Origin of the sequence: Bacillus safensis (genome assembly GCF_039619585.1) — a bacterium.
Lineage (GTDB): Bacteria > Bacillota > Bacilli > Bacillales > Bacillaceae > Bacillus > Bacillus safensis.
The window spans coordinates 3,088,999-3,109,761 of record NZ_CP154909.1 but is presented as its reverse complement, the minus strand read 5'-3'; the positions used below and the strand labels follow the sequence as shown (position 1 = coordinate 3,109,761).

23 protein-coding genes are annotated in these 20,763 nt (G+C 42.8%); 19 read left to right on the top strand and 4 right to left on the bottom strand.

Annotated elements, in window-relative coordinates; all coding sequences use genetic code 11:
- The 3 genes from AAYR28_RS16060 to AAYR28_RS16050 all read left to right on the top strand — a co-directional run bounded on the left by AAYR28_RS16060 (nt 1) and on the right by AAYR28_RS16050 (nt 4,531).
- Nucleotides 1-195, top strand: coding sequence for a PspC domain-containing protein (locus AAYR28_RS16060; RefSeq protein ID WP_024423578.1), 195 nt, complete (start codon nt 1-3; stop codon nt 193-195).
- Entirely contained in the window at nt 196-582 is a 387-nt protein-coding gene (locus AAYR28_RS16055; protein WP_024423577.1) for a phage holin family protein, read from the top strand.
- Between the two features lie 94 nt (nt 583-676).
- Nucleotides 677-4,531 (top strand): metallophosphoesterase, encoded by a 3,855-nt coding sequence (locus AAYR28_RS16050; protein ID WP_345808885.1) that lies wholly within the window; start codon nt 677-679, stop codon nt 4,529-4,531.
- Between the two features lie 30 nt (nt 4,532-4,561).
- On the opposite strand, the gene AAYR28_RS16045 is transcribed toward AAYR28_RS16050, so the two are convergent.
- Genes AAYR28_RS16045 through nagA form a run of 3 tightly spaced genes read right to left on the bottom strand, consistent with a single transcriptional unit; the run spans nt 4,562 to nt 7,221 of the window.
- Complete coding sequence (locus AAYR28_RS16045) at nt 4,562-5,287, bottom strand: GntR family transcriptional regulator (RefSeq protein ID WP_065214814.1); 726 nt, start codon at nt 5,285-5,287, stop codon at nt 4,562-4,564.
- An 18-nt stretch (nt 5,288-5,305) separates the two neighbouring features.
- Nucleotides 5,306-6,031: a glucosamine-6-phosphate deaminase gene (gene nagB / locus AAYR28_RS16040; RefSeq protein WP_034281053.1), complete on the bottom strand. Its 726-nt coding sequence runs from the start codon at nt 6,029-6,031 to the stop codon at nt 5,306-5,308.
- Entirely contained in the window at nt 6,028-7,221 is a 1,194-nt protein-coding gene (nagA, locus tag AAYR28_RS16035) for an N-acetylglucosamine-6-phosphate deacetylase (RefSeq protein WP_120207773.1), read from the bottom strand. The genes nagB and nagA overlap by 4 nt, the downstream gene beginning before the upstream one ends.
- Nucleotides 7,222-7,398: 177 nt before the next feature.
- On the opposite strand from nagA, the gene hprK reads away from it, so the two are divergent.
- The 8 genes from hprK to AAYR28_RS15995 all read left to right on the top strand — a co-directional run bounded on the left by hprK (nt 7,399) and on the right by AAYR28_RS15995 (nt 13,203).
- Nucleotides 7,399-8,331, top strand: a complete 933-nt coding sequence (gene hprK, locus AAYR28_RS16030) for an HPr(Ser) kinase/phosphatase (protein WP_120207772.1) — start codon at nt 7,399-7,401, stop codon at nt 8,329-8,331.
- An 11-nt stretch (nt 8,332-8,342) separates the two neighbouring features.
- Nucleotides 8,343-9,167, top strand: a complete 825-nt coding sequence (gene lgt / locus AAYR28_RS16025; protein WP_120207771.1) for a prolipoprotein diacylglyceryl transferase — start codon at nt 8,343-8,345, stop codon at nt 9,165-9,167.
- Nucleotides 9,168-9,186: 19 nt separating this feature from the next.
- Nucleotides 9,187-10,131, top strand: coding sequence for a nucleoside recognition domain-containing protein (locus AAYR28_RS16020; RefSeq protein ID WP_061110128.1), 945 nt, complete (start codon nt 9,187-9,189; stop codon nt 10,129-10,131).
- Nucleotides 10,128-10,778, top strand: a complete 651-nt coding sequence (gene ppaX, locus AAYR28_RS16015) for a pyrophosphatase PpaX (protein ID WP_024423569.1) — start codon at nt 10,128-10,130, stop codon at nt 10,776-10,778. The genes AAYR28_RS16020 and ppaX overlap by 4 nt, the downstream gene beginning before the upstream one ends.
- A 1-nt stretch (nt 10,779) precedes the next feature.
- Nucleotides 10,780-11,298, top strand: coding sequence for an acyltransferase (locus AAYR28_RS16010; protein ID WP_120207769.1), 519 nt, complete (start codon nt 10,780-10,782; stop codon nt 11,296-11,298).
- Between the two features lie 69 nt (nt 11,299-11,367).
- Nucleotides 11,368-11,796, top strand: a complete 429-nt coding sequence (locus AAYR28_RS16005; RefSeq protein WP_024423567.1) for an Rrf2 family transcriptional regulator — start codon at nt 11,368-11,370, stop codon at nt 11,794-11,796.
- 87 nt (nt 11,797-11,883) lie between these two features.
- The gene (locus tag AAYR28_RS16000; RefSeq protein WP_024423566.1) at nt 11,884-12,525 is read left to right on the top strand and encodes an NAD(P)-dependent oxidoreductase; all 642 of its coding nucleotides are present in this window, start codon (nt 11,884-11,886) and stop codon (nt 12,523-12,525) included.
- A gap of 45 nt (nt 12,526-12,570) precedes the next feature.
- A complete protein-coding gene (locus AAYR28_RS15995; protein ID WP_044334247.1) occupies nt 12,571-13,203 on the top strand; it encodes a DsbA family protein in 633 nt (210 codons plus the stop codon).
- Between the two features lie 40 nt (nt 13,204-13,243).
- Here the strand turns inward: AAYR28_RS15995 and AAYR28_RS15990 are convergent, their stop codons facing one another.
- Nucleotides 13,244-14,032: a C39 family peptidase gene (locus tag AAYR28_RS15990; RefSeq protein ID WP_120207767.1), complete on the bottom strand. Its 789-nt coding sequence runs from the start codon at nt 14,030-14,032 to the stop codon at nt 13,244-13,246.
- A gap of 251 nt (nt 14,033-14,283) precedes the next feature.
- Between AAYR28_RS15990 and AAYR28_RS15985 the strand changes: the two genes are divergently transcribed.
- The 8 genes from AAYR28_RS15985 to hisIE are packed head-to-tail and all read left to right on the top strand — an operon-like array spanning nt 14,284 to nt 20,719.
- Entirely contained in the window at nt 14,284-15,459 is a 1,176-nt protein-coding gene (locus AAYR28_RS15985; protein ID WP_345808884.1) for an ATP phosphoribosyltransferase regulatory subunit, read from the top strand.
- The gene (gene hisG, locus AAYR28_RS15980) at nt 15,452-16,099 is read left to right on the top strand and encodes an ATP phosphoribosyltransferase (RefSeq protein ID WP_034281039.1); all 648 of its coding nucleotides are present in this window, start codon (nt 15,452-15,454) and stop codon (nt 16,097-16,099) included. Before AAYR28_RS15985 ends, hisG begins: the two co-directional genes overlap by 8 nt.
- The gene (gene hisD / locus AAYR28_RS15975) at nt 16,096-17,382 is read left to right on the top strand and encodes a histidinol dehydrogenase (protein ID WP_342495783.1); all 1,287 of its coding nucleotides are present in this window, start codon (nt 16,096-16,098) and stop codon (nt 17,380-17,382) included. The genes hisG and hisD overlap by 4 nt, the downstream gene beginning before the upstream one ends.
- Nucleotides 17,382-17,966, top strand: a complete 585-nt coding sequence (gene hisB, locus AAYR28_RS15970; RefSeq protein WP_034281037.1) for an imidazoleglycerol-phosphate dehydratase HisB — start codon at nt 17,382-17,384, stop codon at nt 17,964-17,966. Before hisD ends, hisB begins: the two co-directional genes overlap by 1 nt.
- Entirely contained in the window at nt 17,966-18,604 is a 639-nt protein-coding gene (gene hisH / locus AAYR28_RS15965) for an imidazole glycerol phosphate synthase subunit HisH (RefSeq protein WP_345808883.1), read from the top strand. The genes hisB and hisH overlap by 1 nt, the downstream gene beginning before the upstream one ends.
- Nucleotides 18,601-19,338 carry a 1-(5-phosphoribosyl)-5-[(5-phosphoribosylamino)methylideneamino]imidazole-4-carboxamide isomerase gene (gene hisA, locus AAYR28_RS15960; RefSeq protein WP_061110122.1) on the top strand — a complete coding sequence of 246 codons (738 nt, stop codon included), beginning with the start codon at nt 18,601-18,603 and terminating at the stop codon, nt 19,336-19,338. The genes hisH and hisA overlap by 4 nt, the downstream gene beginning before the upstream one ends.
- On the top strand, nt 19,335-20,093 hold the full coding sequence (hisF, locus tag AAYR28_RS15955; protein WP_034281034.1) for an imidazole glycerol phosphate synthase subunit HisF: 759 nt from the start codon (nt 19,335-19,337) through the stop codon (nt 20,091-20,093). The genes hisA and hisF overlap by 4 nt, the downstream gene beginning before the upstream one ends.
- Complete coding sequence (gene hisIE, locus AAYR28_RS15950) at nt 20,090-20,719, top strand: bifunctional phosphoribosyl-AMP cyclohydrolase/phosphoribosyl-ATP diphosphatase HisIE (protein ID WP_041115607.1); 630 nt, start codon at nt 20,090-20,092, stop codon at nt 20,717-20,719. Before hisF ends, hisIE begins: the two co-directional genes overlap by 4 nt.
- Nucleotides 20,720-20,763 lie beyond the last annotated feature (44 nt).

The following is a 20,763-nucleotide window of genomic DNA, read 5'->3' as shown; positions in this document are numbered from 1 at the left end:
ATGAAGAAGCTTTATCGTTCAGCAACAGATAAAAAAATAGCGGGTGTTGTTGGTGGACTTGCGGAATATTTAAGTGTGGATGCATCCCTGCTTCGCATTTTAACCGTCATCATCGGATTTTTGACAGCATTTATGCCGATCTTCCTGATCTACTTCATCTGGTATTTTGTTGTTCCGGAAGAAGGCACTAAATAAATGCTTAGATGGATCGTCAGTATTTTAGTAAATGCATTACTTTTAATCGTCATTGCTGGATATTTTGATTCGGGCATTCTGCCTGGGCTCGGGAGCGTGTATATTGAAGGTTTTGGCGCAGCCATTGTGGCAAGTATCATTTTGTCTTTGCTCAATATTTTAGTGAAGCCGTTTTTGATCATTTTAACGCTTCCAGTGACCGTTCTTTCACTAGGATTGTTCTTATTTGTCATCAATGCGATTACACTCATGATGACATCGAGCTTTATGGGAGATAGCTTTAACATTGATGGATTCGGAACGGCCATTTGGATGGCTGTCATTTTATCCATTTTCCATCTGTTGATACAAAAAGGAATTGTAGAGCCGTTAGCGAAAAAAAGCTAACGGTTTTTTTGTGCAAATTTGCATCGTTTCTCCGTTCCATCTGACATAAAAACGACCTTCAGGAGACACAATATCCGAAGGGAGGCGGTGCAAGATGGTGAACGTGAGCAGACAAATCATGCTTTTATGTTTTTTTATCATTCTTTTTTGTTTCAGTCAGCCTGCTTCAGCAGGACCTTTTCTTCAAACAGAAGTGAATGTACCGGACAAGCCTTTTTCGCCTTTTATCTTTGACCAATTTCATGTGGACGTCCGCCCGGTTCTAGGAAAAAGCCATGATCTACAGTTTCGTGCGTCCATTAGTGACCAAGAACAGATTTTGTCTGCGAACTTGTATTATAAACAAAGTGATGAACTGGGGTACCGCTTGATTCCAATGGAACGGCTGCCAGGGATGAAGCCAGAATTTACAGCGAAAATTCCGCCAGATCAATTATGGAATCCAACCGTTCGTTACTATACAGAGTTCCTAACGCAAAAATCAGTCATCAAAACGGCAGAGAAATCGGTTCATTTAAATGGATTTGAAGAAGATCTTTCACATATTCCGGACTTATTCATCACAGAAATTGTCGTCAATTCAAAAAACCGAAAAGGCAAAGATGCTTTTGAGTTTATCGAAGTGTATAACACGACACAGGCGCCTATCTCTCTTAAACATTATCAGCTCCGCTACCGCAATCCTGCACAGGGAATTGAAATGGATGATGTATATTCCTTTCACACAAATCCAGTCACCATTTCACCTGGAAAACCTTATGTATTCTGGCTGAGAAAAAAAGGGCAGGAGCATTTAACGGCAGCGGACTTTAATGCCATGTACAAAAGCCAATTAAAAGAGGGCGAGCATCTATCCATTATCGAGAGCAAAGGGCTGTCCAACTCAAAATCTCGTCTTGTTTCGATCACAACAAATATAGGTGAAGAGATTTCTTCTGCCGCATTTCGTTTGAAGCCATCATGGTTTAGTGAGCATAAATCCTTGCTGTTTAAGTATCCAATGGATGGTACTACGCAGACGAAGCTGATTTCGAAAATTGAGGAAGAACCCACTCCAGGTAAAGTGCTAAAAGCACAAATTCCAACTGAAAAAAAGGAAATTTCTCAAGATATCCATAAACCTGTGATTGAAGATATGACGGTAAGGAAACCGGTGAAACCCACTGAAAGTGTAGAGATTAAAGCAGATGTCCAAGATGATCAGGCTGTAAAAACCGTCAAGCTGCGCTATCGAACGAATCGAAAAGATCCGTTTAAGGAAATACTGCTGCAAAAAGACCATAATGACCGGTTATTTCATCATATTATTTATTCACCTGAGTTGATTGGGAAAGAACAATTGGAATATCAGCTTGAAGCGTCAGACGGCGAAAATGAAGCCAAGACGTTGAAAAAAACGATTGATGTGGAGCAGGTCAGTAAAGCCCACGGTCTGCGATTCAATGTAGAAGAGGGAGATACGGTATCAGGTTTATTTTCATTAAAGGCAACGTCTGATCAGAAAAAAAGCATCGAATTACGGATAGATGGAAAACGGAATCAGCAAGTATCCTCTGCCCTTGAAGCAGATCCATATATCGCATTTGATGTCAAAGGAACAAATTTATATTTTAAAAATGGTGTGTCTATAGGTAGGCGTTTACTTTCTATTTTTGATGATTCGACAAAAGTGTACCGTACCTATACAATGCCAATACCCGAAGAAGAGATAAAAAAGGCAGGTCTCCAAACGATCTCTTTTCACGCTGGTACAAAGTCTTCTCCGGTGGACCGGCTGCCTGGAGAGAATCATGATGATTTTGAATTGAAAAACGTCAGGATGATCTTATCAAATGGAACACAAATTCCGCCAATCAATGCGAAGCCGCTAAAAGAATGGAGAATGGGAGACAGCGGGAACGCAAAAAAGGTGAGAACGTTTCAATTTGAGATTCCAAAAGAGGCGTATGTCTCATCCTATATAAAGTGGGACACAAAAAGGCTGAAAGAAGGGCCGCACCTGATTGAGGCCAAAACCTCAGACGAGTACGCTTCAGTACGTGTGAAAGTTGATAACACTGGGCCGAGAATTAAGACCAACGTACAAGCAAAGGATCAATATAAAGGCGCCTTTACATTAAAAGCAAAAGTAACGGATCGCTGGAGTGACATAGAGGAGTTGAAGGCATATGTAGATGGCAAACCAGTTTCTTTACCATATCAGACGTCCTCTAGTGAATTAAAGCCTGGAAAGCACACGTTTACAATAAAAGCAAAAGACGCTGCCGGGAACATGTCGACGTTGAAAAAAGAGTTCAAGACGGTACATGAGCATCCTGAAACACCAGAGCGGGTGGCAGATAAGACGAAAATGAAATCATCAAAACAAACTGTGCTAACCAAGGATCCAACGAATGATAAGTTAGATTACTCTTTTTATCGTGCCTATCAATATACATCGTTGCATCCATCAATGAAGATTTTTAAGTATGCAGCAGAGACAGAACCGCCTAAGAGTTATCTCCAAAAAGGAGAAATGATTTTTTCTGATCAAGAAAGGAACCGTATTGCATTTGTTGATGGGAAGTCAGTTGAAACGAAGGATTTACAGCGCTTTCCTTATCATCGTTTTCAAATTAAGGTCCATCATGATGTACGTGAAAAGAATGTCGTCGAAGCTGTATGGAAAGGGAGTTCATTGTCAGGGAGAAAGGTGACAATGTACGCGTGGAATCACCAGCAGGAAAAGTGGGATAAAATCACTCATCACTTTGCCAAGGATCAAAAGGAATTTTACCTGAAAGGGCTGCTGTCAGTCAGACAGTACATGAAGAATCAAACGTTTGATTTGCTAGTACAGGATGAAATCAGCAAATCGCAAAAGCCATATAAGATGATATGGATGTCTGATACTCAATATTATGCAAAGAGCTATCCTCATATCTTTAAACAAATGGTCGAATGGATCAGAGATCAAAGGGAAAAATTAAACATTCAATATGTGTTCCATACAGGCGATATTGTGGATGATTCAAAGGATAAGCAATGGCACCGTGCTGATACGTTTATGCGTGTATTAGATGAGAATCACATTCCCTATGGTGTTTTAGCAGGAAATCATGATGTTAGACACAAGGATGGTTTATATGCGGAATACGGAAAATATTTCGGGGAAAAACGCTTTGCGGATAAGCCTTACTATGGTGAATCCTATCGAAACAATAAAGGTCATTATGATCTCATCTCTGCCGGCGGCAATGATTATATGATGGTGTACATGGGCTGGGGGATTAAGCAAGATGAAATTGATTGGTTAAACCGTGTCATTTCTGAGCATCCAGATCGTATCGTCATTTTAAATTTCCATGAGTATTTGTTAGTGAGCGGCAACCGAAGCCCGATTGGCGACCTCATCTTCCACCAAGTGGTGAAACGCCATCCTAATATTGTGGCCGTATTTAGCGGCCATTATCATGGAGCAAGCAGGAAAGTAGATGAGCTTGATGATGACCATGATGGAAAAGTAGACAGGAAAGTATATCAAATACTCGCCGATTATCAGTCAGGACCTGAAGGTGGTCAAGGGTTTATGAGGGTGATAACAGCCGATCAAGAAAAAAATCAGCTTCACTTTACGACATACTCACCTTACTTGAATCAAGAGCATTTTTATGATCCTAAAACGTATGGAGATCAAGATGAATTTTCAATCGATGTGGATTTGACACCGAAAATGAAATCTGTCAAAACCAATTATTTTGAACTCAATGTGTATACGAATGTTCTTCTAGGAGAGGCTCGAGGCATAAAAAGCGGCAAAAAAGCGAGCTTTGAGTGGAAGGGCTTAAAGCCAAATGAAGATTATTATTGGTACACTGTAGCAAAAGATCGTTTTCAAGGAAAAGCCATTTCTCCAATATGGAAAATTCATACAAAAGATGATGACGAAATAAAATTTCTTAGGAAATAAAAAAACAGTGCTCCGTGTCAGGGGCACTGTTTATCTTTCCATTGTATGAATGAGCTTGTAACGATCCCCTCTATAAACGGAAACAACATACTCAAATGGAATGTCTTTTTGAAAAAAAGTCGTTCTTGTTATGGACAGCACAGGGTCTCCTGCTAGAATAGACAGCAAGTGTGCTTCTTCCTTTGAGGCAACATTGGCTTCAAGCTCCTGTTTGGCATGAGCAATGACATGGCCAGTGTGAGTTTCAATATATTCATATAAAGAGCCAGTTAAATGTTCCTTTGTTAAATCTCCTGCAAATCTTTCAGGTATATAGCTCGTTTCAATCGCCATCGGTTCATCATTTGCAAGGCGTATCCGTTTTAGTTCAAATACAGCATCACTATTAGTCAGCTGTAAGACGGGCAGCAAGTGCTCTGGACATGCGGTTTTTTTAAAGTCAATCAGCTGGCTTGATGCTTTGAGCCCACGCTGGCGCATATCCTCTGAAAAGCTTGTTAAGCCTTGAAGCGGCTGTTCAAATTTTTTCCGGCTAACAAAGGTGCCTTTTCCTTTTTGACGATACAAATATCCTTCGTTCACAAGATTCGATAAGGCTTGTCTGACAGTCATTCGACTAATACCAAAGCGTTCGGCATATTCTCTTTCAGAAGGAATGAGTGTATCAGGTGCTAATGTTCCATCCTCAATCTGCTTTTTCAAGTTCTCCATAATCTGATGGTACATCGGAATAGGTGACTGCTTATCAATAAACATGTGAAAATCCTCTCGTTTTTAGCGTAGTGATCCAGCTTCTCGATCAATCATAACCGTTACATCTTCATGAAGTTTCAGTGCAGACGCTGGGAAGTCCGGATGAATCTCTGCCCGTTCTAAATATTGTATCACTTTCGCTTTTGATTTTCCCGAAGCAAGAAGGAGAATCTTTTTACTTGAAAGAATGCTCGCGATTCCCATTGTGATGGCATGTGTAGGTACCTCATCAATAGAAGAAAAGTATCTTGCGTTAGCCTGTCTCGTGTTTTCATCTAACTGCACGACATGAGTTTTTGAGTTGAAAGGGGTACCTGGTTCGTTAAAACCGATATGCCCATTTTGACCGATTCCAAGGAGCTGAAGATCGATGCCGCCTACATCCTCAATGAGCTGGTCATATCTTAAGCATTCCTTTTCTAAATGAGCTGCTTTGCCATTTGGAAGAAAATACTGATCCTGAGGGAGATCAATATGGTCAAATAAATGACGTTTCATGTAGGTCATATAACTATTTTCGTGTTCTGGATTGAGTCCTGCATATTCATCTAAATTGATTGTTTTTGTTTGCTTGAAAGACAGTTGATTCGCTTGATGAAGTTGAATTAACTCTTTGTAAGTTTCAATAGGTGTACCGCCCGTTGCTAGGCCGAGTACGGCATCGGGTTTAGCAGCTATTGTTCTTGCAATAATGGCAGCTGCTTCTTTTCCTAATTGATCTTTGCTTTCAAATTCGATGATGTTCATGAGTGGTTGGCCTCCTTTTTTTCAAAGACGATTTGTCCACGGCAGATCGTCATCATCAGTTCACCAGATTCATCCCAAATCACCAAATCTGCTATTTTTCCAATTTCGATGGAACCGAGCTGTTGGTCAAGACCCAGTTGAGCGGCTGCATTAGTTGAGGTCATCTTCGCAATCTCTGTCCATTCACAATTTGTGAGCTGTTTCATCCGTTTGACGCCATCTTTCATTCGCAAAATTGATCCTGCAAGTGTACCATCGTCCAGCAATGCTTTTTCGCCGCTGACTGTGACCGTCTGACCGCCAAATTCGTATGTTCCATCCCCAAGACCTTTTGCACGCATTGAGTCTGTGATCATGATCAAACGATCACTTCCTTTTGCCAAATACGCAAGCTTGATGGAAAGAGGGTGGGAGTGAATTCCATCTGTGATTAGCTCGGTATAAAGGTTCTCATTCGTAAGAGCAGCACCTACAGCATTCGGTTCACGATGCTGAAACGAACTCAGTGCATTATAAAGGTGTGTTACATGGCGTGCACCATGCTTAGCTGCTAAATTCATCATGTCATGATGGGCATTCGTATGTCCAATAGAAGGGATCATGTTCATTTCCTGTAACATGGAAAGGAAAGCAAAATCTGTGTCTTCCTCAGGCGCAAACGTGACAATTCGAATGAGCTGTTCAGAATCATCCAGCCATTTTTTAAAAAGCGGAATATCGGGCTGTTTAATCCATTGAACAGGCTGTGCCCCTGCCTTATCTTTAGAAATAAATGGACCTTCTAGGTGGATTCCTATACATTGTGCTTGACTTCCTGCTTGTGCTTCATTACTTTGTTTCCACTGAGCGACATTTTTAAGTGCCTGCTCAATCTCATGATGGTTTTGTGTGATGGTTGTCGCTAAAAAACTTGTCGTTCCTTCGGACGGAAGGTTGTCAGCGAGTGTATTCATTGCTTCTGCTGTCGCATCCATCATGTCTGCACCATATCCGCCATGGATGTGAATATCAATCATTCCAGGGAGTAAATAAAAGTTTTCCCGGGAAATATATACTTTTTCATAATTTCCTGTCGGTGGAGATGTTGAAATATAGTCAATCTTGCCATCGCGTAAACCGACAAAACCGTTTTCAATGATCTTTGTCTTTGTCACAATATGAATATTGGAGAGCAATAAAGAACCGCTCATGTTTGAGCCCCCTTATTCGTTATCTTTACTTTAAGTTTACTCTTTTTAAGTATAGTTGTCTATACCAGTTAGGGCGGTCAAACAGGAACAGGATAAAATACTGTTTTGGGTTCATCATTGAAAGTGATAAAATAGAGCTGTATTTCTGAATCGCCTGTGATAAAAGGAGGAAGAAGCGTGCCGAAAGTTCGTACGAAGGACATAATGGAACAATTTCATCTTGAACTGGTAAGTGGGGAAGAAGGGATTAATCGTCCCATTACAATTAGTGATCTTTCCAGACCAGGTATTGAAATGGCTGGTTATTTTACATATTACCCAAAAGAAAGAGTTCAACTTTTAGGGAAAACAGAGCTTTCTTTTTTTGAACAGCTCCCAGAACGCGAACGAAAGCAGAGAATGATCTCTCTTTGTACAGATATTACCCCTGCCATTATTTTGTCACGAGATCGTGATGTCCCGAAGGAATTAATCGAAGCGTCAAATGAAAATGGCGTGCCCGTTTTACGATCTAGCCTAAAAACGACAAGACTTTCGAGTCGATTGACCAACTTTTTAGAAAGTAAGCTTGCACCAACGACTGCTATTCATGGTGTGCTCGTAGATGTATATGGTGTAGGTGTATTATTAATTGGGAAAAGCGGAGTAGGAAAAAGTGAAACAGCCTTAGAATTAGTGAAGAGAGGACATCGGCTTGTCGCAGACGATTGCGTGGAAATCCGTCAAGAGGATCAGGATACATTAGTCGGGAGCGCACCAGAGCTGATTGAACATCTTTTAGAAATCCGCGGGTTAGGTATTATTAATGTGATGACCTTATTTGGAGCAGGCGCTGTTAGAAGCTATAAGAGAATTACGATTGTAATGAACCTGGAGCTTTGGGAACAAGGCAAACAGTATGATCGTTTAGGACTTGAAGAAGAGAAAATGCGCATCATCGATACAGATGTGCCGAAGCTGACGATCCCTGTACGGCCAGGTCGAAACTTAGCTGTCATCATTGAGGTGGCTGCGATGAACTTCAGGCTGAAACGTATGGGACATAATGCAGCAGAACAATTTACAAGTAAACTTGCCGATGTCATTGAAGACAATGGCCAGGATGAATAGGAGTTGACTATATGAACGAAGCAATTCAGCCAATTGATCCGATCGCTTTTCAGCTTGGACCTATTTCGGTTCATTGGTATGGTGTGATTATTGGGATCGGGGCCTTGCTTGGACTCTGGCTCGCACTGAGAGAATGTGAAAAAAGAGGAATCAATAAAGATATGTTTATTGACTTAATCTTATTTGCCATTCCAATAGCCATTATTTGTGCACGAATTTATTATGTATCTTTCGAATGGGATTACTATCAGCAGCACCCAAACGAAATCATTAAAATTTGGAATGGTGGAATTGCGATTCACGGCGGGCTGATCGGTGCCGTGCTGACAGCCATCGTTTTTACAAAAGTGAGAAAGGTATCCTTTTGGAAAATAGCTGACGTCGCAGCACCTAGTATTTTACTAGCGCAGGCAATTGGGCGCTGGGGGAACTTTATTAACCAAGAAGCGCACGGTGAGGCGGTTTCAAGAACCTTTTTAGAAAATTTGCATCTGCCTGAGTTTATCATTAATCAAATGTATATTGATGGGACCTATTATCACCCGACGTTCTTATACGAATCATTATGGAATCTTGCCGGTGTTGTCATATTGATTTTACTACGCAGAACATCGCTGAGAAGAGGCGAAATCTTCTTGTCTTATTTAATTTGGTATTCAATCGGCCGTTTCTTCATAGAAGGGATGAGAACAGACAGTTTAATGCTGACAGAGCATCTTCGAATCGCACAGATGATTTCGATTGCGATATTCGTAGTGGCTGTTCTACTGATTTTCTTTAGAAGAATGAAAGGATACGCATCGATTCCGTATAAAGAGAACAACTCAACGAATTAAGCAGGGGGGATCATAAGAGATGGGAGAGACATGGAAAAACGGCTTGAAGGCAGGGCTATCGACAACTTGGACACTTGGCAAAGTCATCTTTCCAGTTACCATTCTCGTCAGTATCTTGCAGCATACGCCTGTAATGGGTTGGATCATACAATTCATTCGGCCATTTATGGGGGTGTTTGGTCTTTCGGGAGAAGCGGCTATTCCGCTTGTATTAGGAAATATGCTGAACTTGTATGCGGGGATTGCAGCCATTTTGACATTAGAGCTTCCTGTGAAGGAAGTGTTTATTTTGGCAGTGATGCTGTCCTTTTGCCATAACCTGATCATCGAATCGACAGTGGCAGCAAAGGTTGGACTGAGAGTGTCTGTGATTTTGTTGGTCAGAATCAGTCTTGCTGTTATTTCGGCTATTGTCATTCATCTCGTTTGGCAGGGAGGCGAGGAGCCGGCGCAATATGGACTACTGACGGCAGCTCAGGCGGCTGATGTGGCTTCCAGCTGGTACATGATCGTCCTGCTTGCTTTACAAAAAGCTGTACTCGGTGTGCTCCAGCTCGCCTGTATCGTCATCCCTCTCATGGTCATCATTCAATTCATGAGAGATTTAGGGTGGCTTCATACACTGTCTAAGTGGCTGTCACCTTTTACTAGAATGCTTGGAATGAAAGAAAATACATCTATGACGATGGTGGCTGGATTAACGATTGGTCTGGCGTACGGAGCCGGCGTGATGATGAAGGCAGTGGAAGAGGACGGTGTGAGTAAAAAGGACTTAACTCTTGCCTTTATTTTCCTCGTTGCCTGCCATGCGGTGGTCGAAGATACGCTGATTTTTATACCACTTGGTATTCCAGTATGGCCGCTTCTTGTCATCCGCCTGATTTCTGCAATTTTATTGACAGCTGCTATTAGCTATATTTGGCGGAAGCGGGAACTTGCAGCTGTTAGAAAGGAAGCCATATGAACGAATCGACGATCAACACAGTGCTATTTGATTTAGATGGCACATTAATCAATACAAATGAATTAATTATTGCTTCATTTCAGCATACGCTGGATCATTATTACCCTGGTCAGTACAGCCGTGAGGATATTCTTCATTTCATTGGTCCGTCCTTGTTTGATACATTCTCTGCGATGGACCCTGATTTGACGGATGATATGATTCAGATGTACCGCACGTTTAATCATAAGCAGCATGATCTGCTTGTGACTGAATATGAGACCGTTATCGACACATTGAAAGTCCTGCAGGATCGAGGATTTAAGCTCGGTATTGTCACAACGAAGATACGGGATACGGTTTTAATGGGATTGAAGCTGACCGGTTTAGAGCCGTTTTTTGAGGTCATTGTGACGCTCGATGATGTGCAAAATGAGAAGCCGCATCCGGAGCCTGTTCAGCTGGCATTATCAAAGCTTGGCAGTGATCCGCATGAAGCGGTGATGGTCGGTGATAATTATCACGATATTTTGTCTGGTCAAGCGGCAGGGACAAAAACGGCAGGTGTTGCTTGGTCTATTAAGGGAGAAGAGGCGCTTTTAAAGCATCGCCCTGATTTCATGCTGAAGAAAATGAGTGATCTCCTGGCGATTGTTGGAGCTGATTAAGTTGAGAAAAACAGATCGTTATCCTGTAAAAGGGGTCAATTCACTGCGGCAAGTCTATCGGACAGTTCCCTTTTTCAAAGTGGTGAAAAACTTCATTTTTATTCAAATGGCAAGGTACACGCCTTTTATGGGAATGAAAAATTGGATATACCGAACCTTTCTTCGTATGAAGGTCGGCGAGGATACGGCGTTCGCCTTAATGGTGATGGTTGATCTGATGTTTCCTGAGAAAATCACTGTCGGTCGAAATAGTGTGATCGGCTATAATACGACCATCTTGTCCCATGAGTATTTGATTAAAGAGTACAGACTTGGGGAAGTCTATATTGGTGATGACGTTTTAATTGGAGCTAATTCAACTATTTTACCTGGTGTGACCATTGGGGATGGTGCGATCGTATCGGCTGGTACACTTGTTCATAAGGATGTGCCAGCAGGCTCATTTGTTGGAGGAAATCCAATGCGCATGATTTATACGAAAGAAGAAATGGAAGCACGTCAATCTACGTCTGCTGAGTAGCTCGGCAGACTTTTTTGTTGACAATGTGACATGGTGTAACTATAATGATTACAACAGAGGTGAGAAAACATGAAAATCAGCAGCAGATTTACTGTCGCTGTCCATATTCTGGCCTTGCTATCACTTGAAAAAGGATCATTACAGACATCGGAGGATATCGCAGGAAGTGTGAATACAAACCCAGTGGTCATCCGCCGCATTATGAGTAAATTAAAAAAAGCAGGCCTAATCTCAACGAGTCTTGGCAAAGGCGGTTCTCAGCTGAACCGCAGTGAAGACGACATCACACTGCTCGATGTGTATAAAGCGGTTGAAGTCGTGGATGAGGGAGAATTGTTTCAAATTCATGAAAGCCCAAATCCTGACTGTCCGATCGGTGCAAATATTCAAGCGGTGCTTGAATTAATTTTATGCCGCGCTCAAAGTGCGATGGAGCAAGTACTTGCTGAGATCAAATTAAGTGAACTAACGCATGTGCTAATCAAAAAAATTGGATGATCTATTCAATTTTTTTTACCTCTGTTGTAACCGTATTAGTTACACCTTTCTTTATCAACATAAAACCATATTGCAGGAGGAGTTAACATGAAAATTGGAATTATTGGCGCAACAGGTAAAGCAGGACAAGAAATTGTGAAAGAGGCTCAATCAAGAGGACATGAAGTAACGGCGATCGTCCGAGATGCACAAAAGGTGACAGATTCATCACTAGCTGTTCTTGAGAAGGATGTGTTTCACTTGCAAGCAGAAGACATCAAAGGCTTTGATGTGATTGTAAATGCATTTGGCGCACCTGCTGGAAAAGAGCACCTTCACGTAGAAGCTGGGAAAAAGCTGATCGATATTTTAAAAGAGGCACCTGAGACTCGTTTGATCGTTGTGGGCGGAGCAGGAAGTCTATTTGTAGATGAGGCGAAAACAACAAGACTAGTGGACACACCAGAGTTTCCTAAAGAATTTGTTGCTACGGCTTCACAGCAAGGAGAAAACCTAAAAGATCTTCAACAGACAGAGGGATTAAAATGGACCTTCCTCAGCCCAGCTGCATTCTTTAATCCAGCTGGCAAACGTACAGGTTCTTACGTGAAAGGGAAAGACCATCTGATTGTCAATTCTAAAGGTGACAGCTATGTGAGCTATGCTGACTACGCCATTGCGCTTGTTGATGAGGTGGAGCAGGCAGCCCATGTTGGAGAACGTTTTACCGTTGTATCTGAAGCTGAATAAGCAGTTTCATGGCCGCCTAAAAATGATAAATAGGGAGTCTAACGTATGAATGAGCAAGAATTGTCTTTCATCTATGTATGGGATGCGTATTGTGGCTGGTGTTATGGATTTTCAAACAGTATCCGCACTTTGCATGAAAATCATCCGGAGATATCATTAACACTTGTGTCGGGTGGTTTATTTGTAGGAGAAAGAAGTCTTCCAATAAAGGATTATCCACACATTCCAGAAGCAAATCAGCGTATTAGTCAGCTGACTGGTGCCGAGTTTGGTGAACGTTATCAGAAGCTGTTAGCAAACGGAACGTTTCTTTTAGACTCTGAGGCTGCGGCCATTGGTTTTTCTGCATTAAGATCCATCGCACCTGAGCACGCATTGTACTTGGCTTCATCGATGCAAAAGGCTTTTTATCAAGACGGAAAAAGCCTGAGTGATGAAGAAACGTATCGGGAGATCGCTTTGGCGCATCATCTTGATCCTGACGCAGTCATAGAACGCATGAAAACAAAAGAAGCGATGAATGATGCGTATGCCGACTTTGCCAAGGTTCATCAACTTCATGTGAACGGCTATCCTACACTTTTATTAAAAAGAGGGGATGAATACTTCAGCCTGGGCGGAGGTGCGATGACAGCTGAAAAGCTTGAAGACCGCCTGAAGGAATTACTAGGAAAATGAAGCAATAAAAACAACCTCTACGTGAATAGAGGTTGTTTTTTTACGCTTTAATGATAATCGCTTGACTACCCATCTGTTCCCAAGAATCTTCAAACTGATCACGGTCGACTTTTTGATTCTTTTCTCCGTATGGGTTATTTAAGTAGACATGCTCCCTGTCATAGCCTGTGATGACCACGCTATGCATATTAAAGCTTACATCTATTTTGCCATTTGGTGTATTCCATGTTTCGATGTTATCTGTTTTGTCAAAGGTGGATGTCGTAATCACCCAGACAGGATAGCCTTTTTCAAGGGATTGATAGATGGCCTTTTTAACAGGCTTTCCGGTTAAGTCGACTACTTGATCGCCCGCGTATTTTTTCGCAAGCTGATAAATCGGTTCGTGGTAAACCCCAAGACCCGGTCCATTCTCCATATCGCCTACAAACCCGTCATGAGGGTTTCCTTTTAAGCCATTTTCATAATTGAGCGGAACGCGTTTGATTTCATTTGCCAATGTGTTTTTCGTTACTTGCTCATAGCCGCTGTAATGAAGCAGCATCGCTAAGCTCGTGACTTCGCATCCGTTATAAAGCCTTGGCGCATCCATTTGATTGTAGAGAATGACGTCCATGGCTTTTTTGCTTCCTTTTAATGAATGATGTGTGGTTTCTGCTTTTTTCGTTGAACGAGTTTCTTCAGCCGCAAGTGCTGTATCGTTTTCTTTTGCTGCTTTTTGCGGCGAAGCTGTTTTCTTGACTTGATCGATTTGTGAAACGTATATAAAGCCGAAATAAACAAGACATGCGCACAACAAAGTTAAGATGAATGTCTGGATGAACTTCACTGTTAATCTCCTGTGTTATTCAATATTTTTAAGTATTATAGCACGTTCCTTCATCGAACATACAGAAAAGGCACAGGTGTCACTTGAATGTAATAATTCCAGAATATGTTGATGAAAAGAATATGTTGATGAAAATAGGGAGAAATAAAAATGATTGATTTAATCACTTTATTTTGTTAGCATATTATCATATTAGCGAACTAAAGGATTCGGAATTTTTTGTTTTAATGTGTTGGAGGTGCGGAAGAAACATGTTTATGTTTGAGAAACCATATGGAATGCGGGATTCATTACCTGAATTGTATGAGGCGAAAAAAAAAGTGAGGCATTCCTTAACAGAGGTCATGACTGGTTGGGGTTTCCGTTTGATGGAGACACCAACGCTTGAATTTTACGATACAGTCGGTGTTCAATCGGCGATTACTGATACACAGCTTTTTAAGCTTCTTGATCAAAACGGGCAAACTCTTGTACTGAGACCTGATATGACAGGTCCGATTGCAAGGGTGGCGGCTTCTAAGCTTCATGAACAGGCGTATCCGCTTCGTGTTGGGTATGCAGCCAATGTGTTCCGCGCCCAGGAAAGAGAAGGCGGAAGGCCGTCAGAATTTGAGCAGGTCGGAATTGAATTGATTGGTGATGGTTCGATTAGTGCAGATGCTGAAGTCATCGCGCTTGCCGTATTTGCCTTAAAAAATGCCGGGCTAAGGTCCTTCAAAATCGCGATCGGGCATGTCGCTTTAGCAGAGACGTTATTTGTCGATGTACTCGGAAATACAGAGCGTGCAAATGTCCTTCGCCGCTTCTTATATGAAAAGAATTATGTGGGATACCGTCAGCATGTAAAACAATTACCGCTCTCCTCCATCGATAAAACGAGGCTGTTACAGCTTTTAGAGTTAAGAGGCGGCCAAGAGGTTATAGGGCGGGCAGAGGAAATCGTCGTTTCACAAGAAGGAAAAGAAGTGCTCGCACAGTTAAAGTCGCTTTGGGAGACACTTGAAGATTACGGCTGTACAGAATATATCCGTTTAGATTTAAGCATGGTGAGTCATATGAGCTATTATACGGGTATTTTGTTTGAAGTATTTGCAGATCATGTTGGGTCGGTCATCGGAAGCGGCGGGAGATATGATCAATTGCTTGCTCATTTTGATGCACCTGCACCAGCTACAGGGTTCGGACTTCGACTAGACCGTCTTCTTGAAGCGCTCGATGCAAAAGAAATTGTTGAGCCGCAGGAGGCTGTGATTTTTAGCAAAGAACAAAGACTGGAAGCTTTTGCTTTTGCAGAAAAGGAGCGGTCAAAAGGGAAAAAGATCGTCCTGCAAGACTTAGCGGGGATTGAAAATATTGACGCGATGACCAAGGCATTTGAGCAGGTGACTTATTTTATCGGTGCTAGAAAGGAAGAGCAAAATGGGTAAAGTGTTGACGATGGCGATGCCAAAGGGCCGGATATTTGAAGAAGCAGCAGGGCTGTTAAGACAGGCGGGGTACCAGCTGCCAGAGGAATTCGAGGATTCAAGAAAATTAATCATTGATGTACCAGAAGAAAACCTACGCTTTATTTTAGCCAAGCCAATGGATGTGACCACCTACGTAGAGCACGGCGTGGCGGATGTTGGCATTGCAGGGAAGGATGTCATGCTTGAAGAAGCTCGTGATGTGTACGAAGTGCTCGATTTAAACATCAGTAAATGTCATTTAGCTGTTGCTGGCTTGCCAGGAGCGAGCTGGGGTGGTGTCGCACCGCGTGTGGCGACAAAGTACCCAAATGTTGCATCGTCCTATTTTAGAGAGCAAGGGGAGCAGGTGGAGATCATTAAGCTGAATGGTTCCATTGAATTAGCACCGCTCATTGGGCTTGCCGATCGCATTGTGGACATTGTCTCCACAGGTCAAACACTAAAGGAAAATGGCCTTGTGGAAACGGAGCATATTTGTGATATCACGTCACGTTTTATTGTCAATCCTGTGAGCTATAGGATGAAGGATAAGGTGATCGATGAAATGGCGCAGCGTCTTGCAAGAATCATTGAAGGAGAAGGGGAGGAATCATCATGAACATCACCTGCATACAAGAAGGTGAGACAGATACTCTCTCACTCAAACGGTCTTTAGATACTGGAACAGAAGAGCAGCGTCAGGCTGTTCAGCGCATTATACAAGAAGTAAGAACAAATGGTGATGAAGCTGTACGGTCTTTTACAAAGCAATTTGACGGGGTGTTGATTGAAGATCCACTTGTTACAGAGGAGGAAATGGCAAAAGCCTGTGACCGCTTGGACAAAGAGATGATTCAGATTATCCAAACGGCTATCAAGCATATTCGCACATACCACGAGCGCCAGCTGACGTCCTCTTGGTTTTATCACCAAAAGGACGGCTCAATGCTTGGTCAAAAAGTAACACCGCTTGATGCGGTAGGTGTGTATGTCCCCGGTGGAACAGCTGCCTATCCATCATCAGTATTAATGAATGTGATCCCTGCGCTAGTCGCAGGTGTTGAACGAATCGTTCTTGTGACACCCCCTGGGAAAGATGGCTGTCTCTCTGACGCTGTCTTGGCTGCGGCGAAGGAGCTTGGTATTTCTGAGATGTATAAAATGGGCGGTGCACAGGCGGTTGCGGCACTTGCCTATGGAACGGAAAGCATCAAACCTGTTGATAAAATCACAGGTCCAGGCAACATTTATGTCGCGCTGGCAAAGCGGGAAGTATTTGGTCAGGTAGACATTGATATGATTGCAGGGCCAAGTGAAATTGCAGTCCTAGCAGACGAAACAGCAGTCGCGCATGAGGTAGCGGCGGATTTACTTTCGCAGGCAGAGCATGATGCGCTGGCATCTAGTATTTTGGTGACACCGTCTAAGACACTTGCTGAAAGCGTGCAGGCTGAAGTAAGAAAGCAGCTTGATAGTTTACCGAGAAAATCAATCGCAGCAAAATCTATACAAGATCATGGCCGTATTTACGTGACAGAATCAATCGATCGTGCAGTAGACGTCATCAATCAATTAGCACCAGAGCACTTAGAGGTGCTGACAGCATACCCAGAAGCACTTCTTGGTCAAATCAAGCATGCTGGCGCAATTTTCTTGGGACGATATAGTCCAGAGCCGGTGGGCGATTATTTTGCAGGGCCGAATCATGTGCTGCCAACAAACGGAACAGCTCGATTCTCCAGTCCGCTTGGTGTGACTGATTTTCAAAAGAAAACGAGCATTATTTCATATAGTCAAGAAGCCTTTGAAACACACCGGGAAAGCATTGCGGCTTTTGCCAGATTAGAAGGGCTTGAAGCACATGCAAGGTCGATTGAAGCGAGAAAGCGGGAGGAATCGTAATGAGACAGGCGGAAACATCGAGAAAAACAAATGAAACAAACATTTCATTAGCGCTAGAAATTGATGGAGAAGGAAAAGCGGATATTCAAACAGATGTCCCTTTTATGACGCACATGCTCGATTTATTTACGAAGCATGGACACTTTAATTTGACCGTCGATGCGAAAGGAGATACGGATGTTGATGATCACCACACAACAGAAGATATCGGCATTGTACTTGGGCAAATGTTTAAGGAAGCGTTAGGCGATAAAAAGGGAATTAAGCGGTATGGATCAAGCTTTGTTCCGATGGATGAAACACTTGCCCAGGTCGTGGTCGACTTAAGCAATCGTCCTCATTTGGAAATGAGAGCGGCCTTTCCAAGTCAAAAGGTTGGTACCTTTGATACAGAGCTAGTGCATGAGTTTCTGTGGAAATTTGCACTTGAAGCCCGGATCAACCTTCATGTCATTGTTCACTACGGAACCAATACACATCATATAATTGAAGCCATTTTTAAAGCGATGGCACGTGCCTTAGATGAAGCAACAACCATTGATCCACGTGTGAAAGGAATTCCTTCAACAAAGGGGATGCTCTAATGATCGGAGTCATTGATTACGGAATGGGAAATTTGTTCAGCGTATCAAAAGCACTGGAACGAGCGGGTGCCCGCTATATCGTCTCCTCTGATGTAGAGGAGCTGAAAAAAGCAGATGCTTATATTTTGCCTGGGGTCGGTTCGTTTCATGATGCAATGCAGCTGTTAAAAGAGACTGGACTTGAGGCGTTTATCCATCAAGTCGTAGAGGAAGGAAAGCTGTTATTCGGCATTTGCCTTGGCATGCAGCTGTTATTTGAAGAAAGCGAAGAGGCAGGACACACAAAAGGATTGGGTCTGTTAAAAGGGCGTGTCGTTCTTTTAAAGGTTCGTGATCAGGACGGGCAAAGGCTGAAGGTACCTCATATGGGGTGGAATGAGCTCACGTTTCATCAGCCCTCCCCATTGTTTGACGGTGTGCCAGAAGGATTTGCGTACTTTGTTCACTCTTATTATGTGAGTGTTATGAATCCAGATGAGCAATTAGCAAGCGCGGACTATGGTGTTCAAGTACCAGCTGTTGTTGGCAAGGGAAATGTGCTTGGAGCACAGTTTCACCCTGAAAAAAGCAGTACAACGGGAATGGCGCTGCTCAAACAATTTATTCAATTAGCAAACGAACAGAAGGTGAACAAATGAGTGAGTTTACATTATATCCAGCGATTGATATGAGAAATGGCAAATGTGTACGTCTTGTGCAAGGAGATTATGATCAAGAAACCATTTATGGAGATTCACCGCTCGACATGGCCGCGCAATTTGTAAAAGAAGGAGCTAAATGGATTCATCTTGTCGATCTAGATGGTGCAAAAGCAGGGAAACGTGTCAATCATGAGCATGTGCTGGCGATTGCTTCCTCCTTAGATGTGAAGGTACAAATCGGCGGCGGTATTCGGACGGAAGAAGACGTTGCCTTTTATTTAAAGAGCGGCGTAGATAGAGTGATTCTCGGCAGCTCAGCTGTTTCGAACCCAGTCTTTGTGAAAAAAATGCTGGCGCAATATGGAGAGAAAATCGCAATTGGGATTGATGCGCGAAATGGCTTTGTATCAACTGAAGGATGGCTTGAAACGTCTAAAGTGAAGGCAGAGGAACTCGGCAGGGAATTGGCAAAGGAAGGCGCAGAGGTCTTTATTTTCACCGATATTCAAATGGATGGCATGCTGTCTGGTCCCAATGTAGAAAGCACGGTTCGCTTAGCAGAAGCAACCGGCAAACAAGTGATTGCTTCAGGTGGTGTCAGCGCAGTAGCTGATCTTCAAAAGCTGTCAGCGCAAAAACAGTCTGGTGTGTCTGGTGCGATCGTTGGAAAAGCACTTTACACAAAGCAGTTTACTTTAGCAGAAGCATTTGAAGGGCTTGACCGCATATGATGACAAAACGAATCATCCCATGTCTTGATGTGAAGGAAGGGCGTGTTGTCAAAGGGGTGCAATTCCTAGGCTTAAAGGATGCTGGTGATCCGGTCGAATTAGCGCAGATCTATGATGAGGAAGGGGCGGATGAACTTGTCTTCCTTGATATTTCCGCTTCTCATGAAGGCCGGAAAACGATGGTGGATGTGGTCAAACAAGTCGCGTCCACTCTTGCGATACCATTTACGGTGGGAGGCGGGATTAACCATCTTGATGACATGAAGCGTATATTAAGAGCGGGTGCAGACAAAGTATCTGTCAACACAGCAGCTGTGTTAAGGCCGGAACTGATTTCAGAAGGTGCTGACTTTTTTGGCTCCCAGTGTATCGTTGTTGCAATTGATGCAAAATACGATGAAGAGAAAAAAGCATACATGGTCTATACACACGGAGGACGCCGTCAAACAGATTTAGAGGTCAGCGACTGGGCGAAGGAAGCTGTGCAAAGAGGGGCAGGAGAGATTTTGCTGACAAGTATGGATGCCGATGGTGAAAAGACAGGCTTTGATCATCGATTGACAAAGCTTGTATCAGAGGCAGTCAATGTGCCAGTTATTGCTTCTGGCGGCGCTGGCAATGCCCAGCATATGCTCGAGGCCTTTACAAAAGGAGAAGCTGATGCAGCATTAGCAGCATCTATTTTCCATTATAAAGAAACCTCCATTCATGAGGTGAAGACATATTTGAGAGAACACGGGGTGAAGGTCAGATGAAACAGGCAAATGAATTAACCTTTAATGAGGCAGGCCTGATTCCTGCGATTGTACAGGATGCTCAAAGTAAGGAAGTATTGACGCTTGCGTATATGAATCAAGAATCCTATGAAAAAACGCTGGAGACAGGTGAAACATGGTTTTATAGCCGGTCGAGAAACGAGCTTTGGCACAAAGGCGCCACCTCGGGACATACCCAGCAAGTGATTTCTATTCGATATGACTGTGACAAGGACGCTCTGCTTGTCCTTGTCGCGCCAAGCGGCCCAGCCTGCCATACTGGCAGCTATAGCTGTTTTTCGGAAGAAGGCGTGAAGCGCCAAAGCGAAGAGCAGGATCGTTTTGCGATATTAAATGAACTTGAACAGGTCATTGCAAAGCGTCAGGCGGAAATGCCAGAAGGGGCTTATACAACCTATCTATTTGAAAAAGGGGTTGATAAAATCCTGAAAAAGGTAGGGGAAGAAGCATCCGAGGTGATCATTGCAGCGAAAAACCGGGATCAAGAAGAATTGAAATGGGAAACTGCTGACCTCCTCTATCATCTTCTTGTATTATTACGTGAACAGCAATTGCCGCTTGATGATGTATTAAAGGTATTAAAAAAACGTCATCAAGGTGAATGAAAAGCCGGGGGATATCCCTGGCTTTTTTATTTTAAATGAAAAAC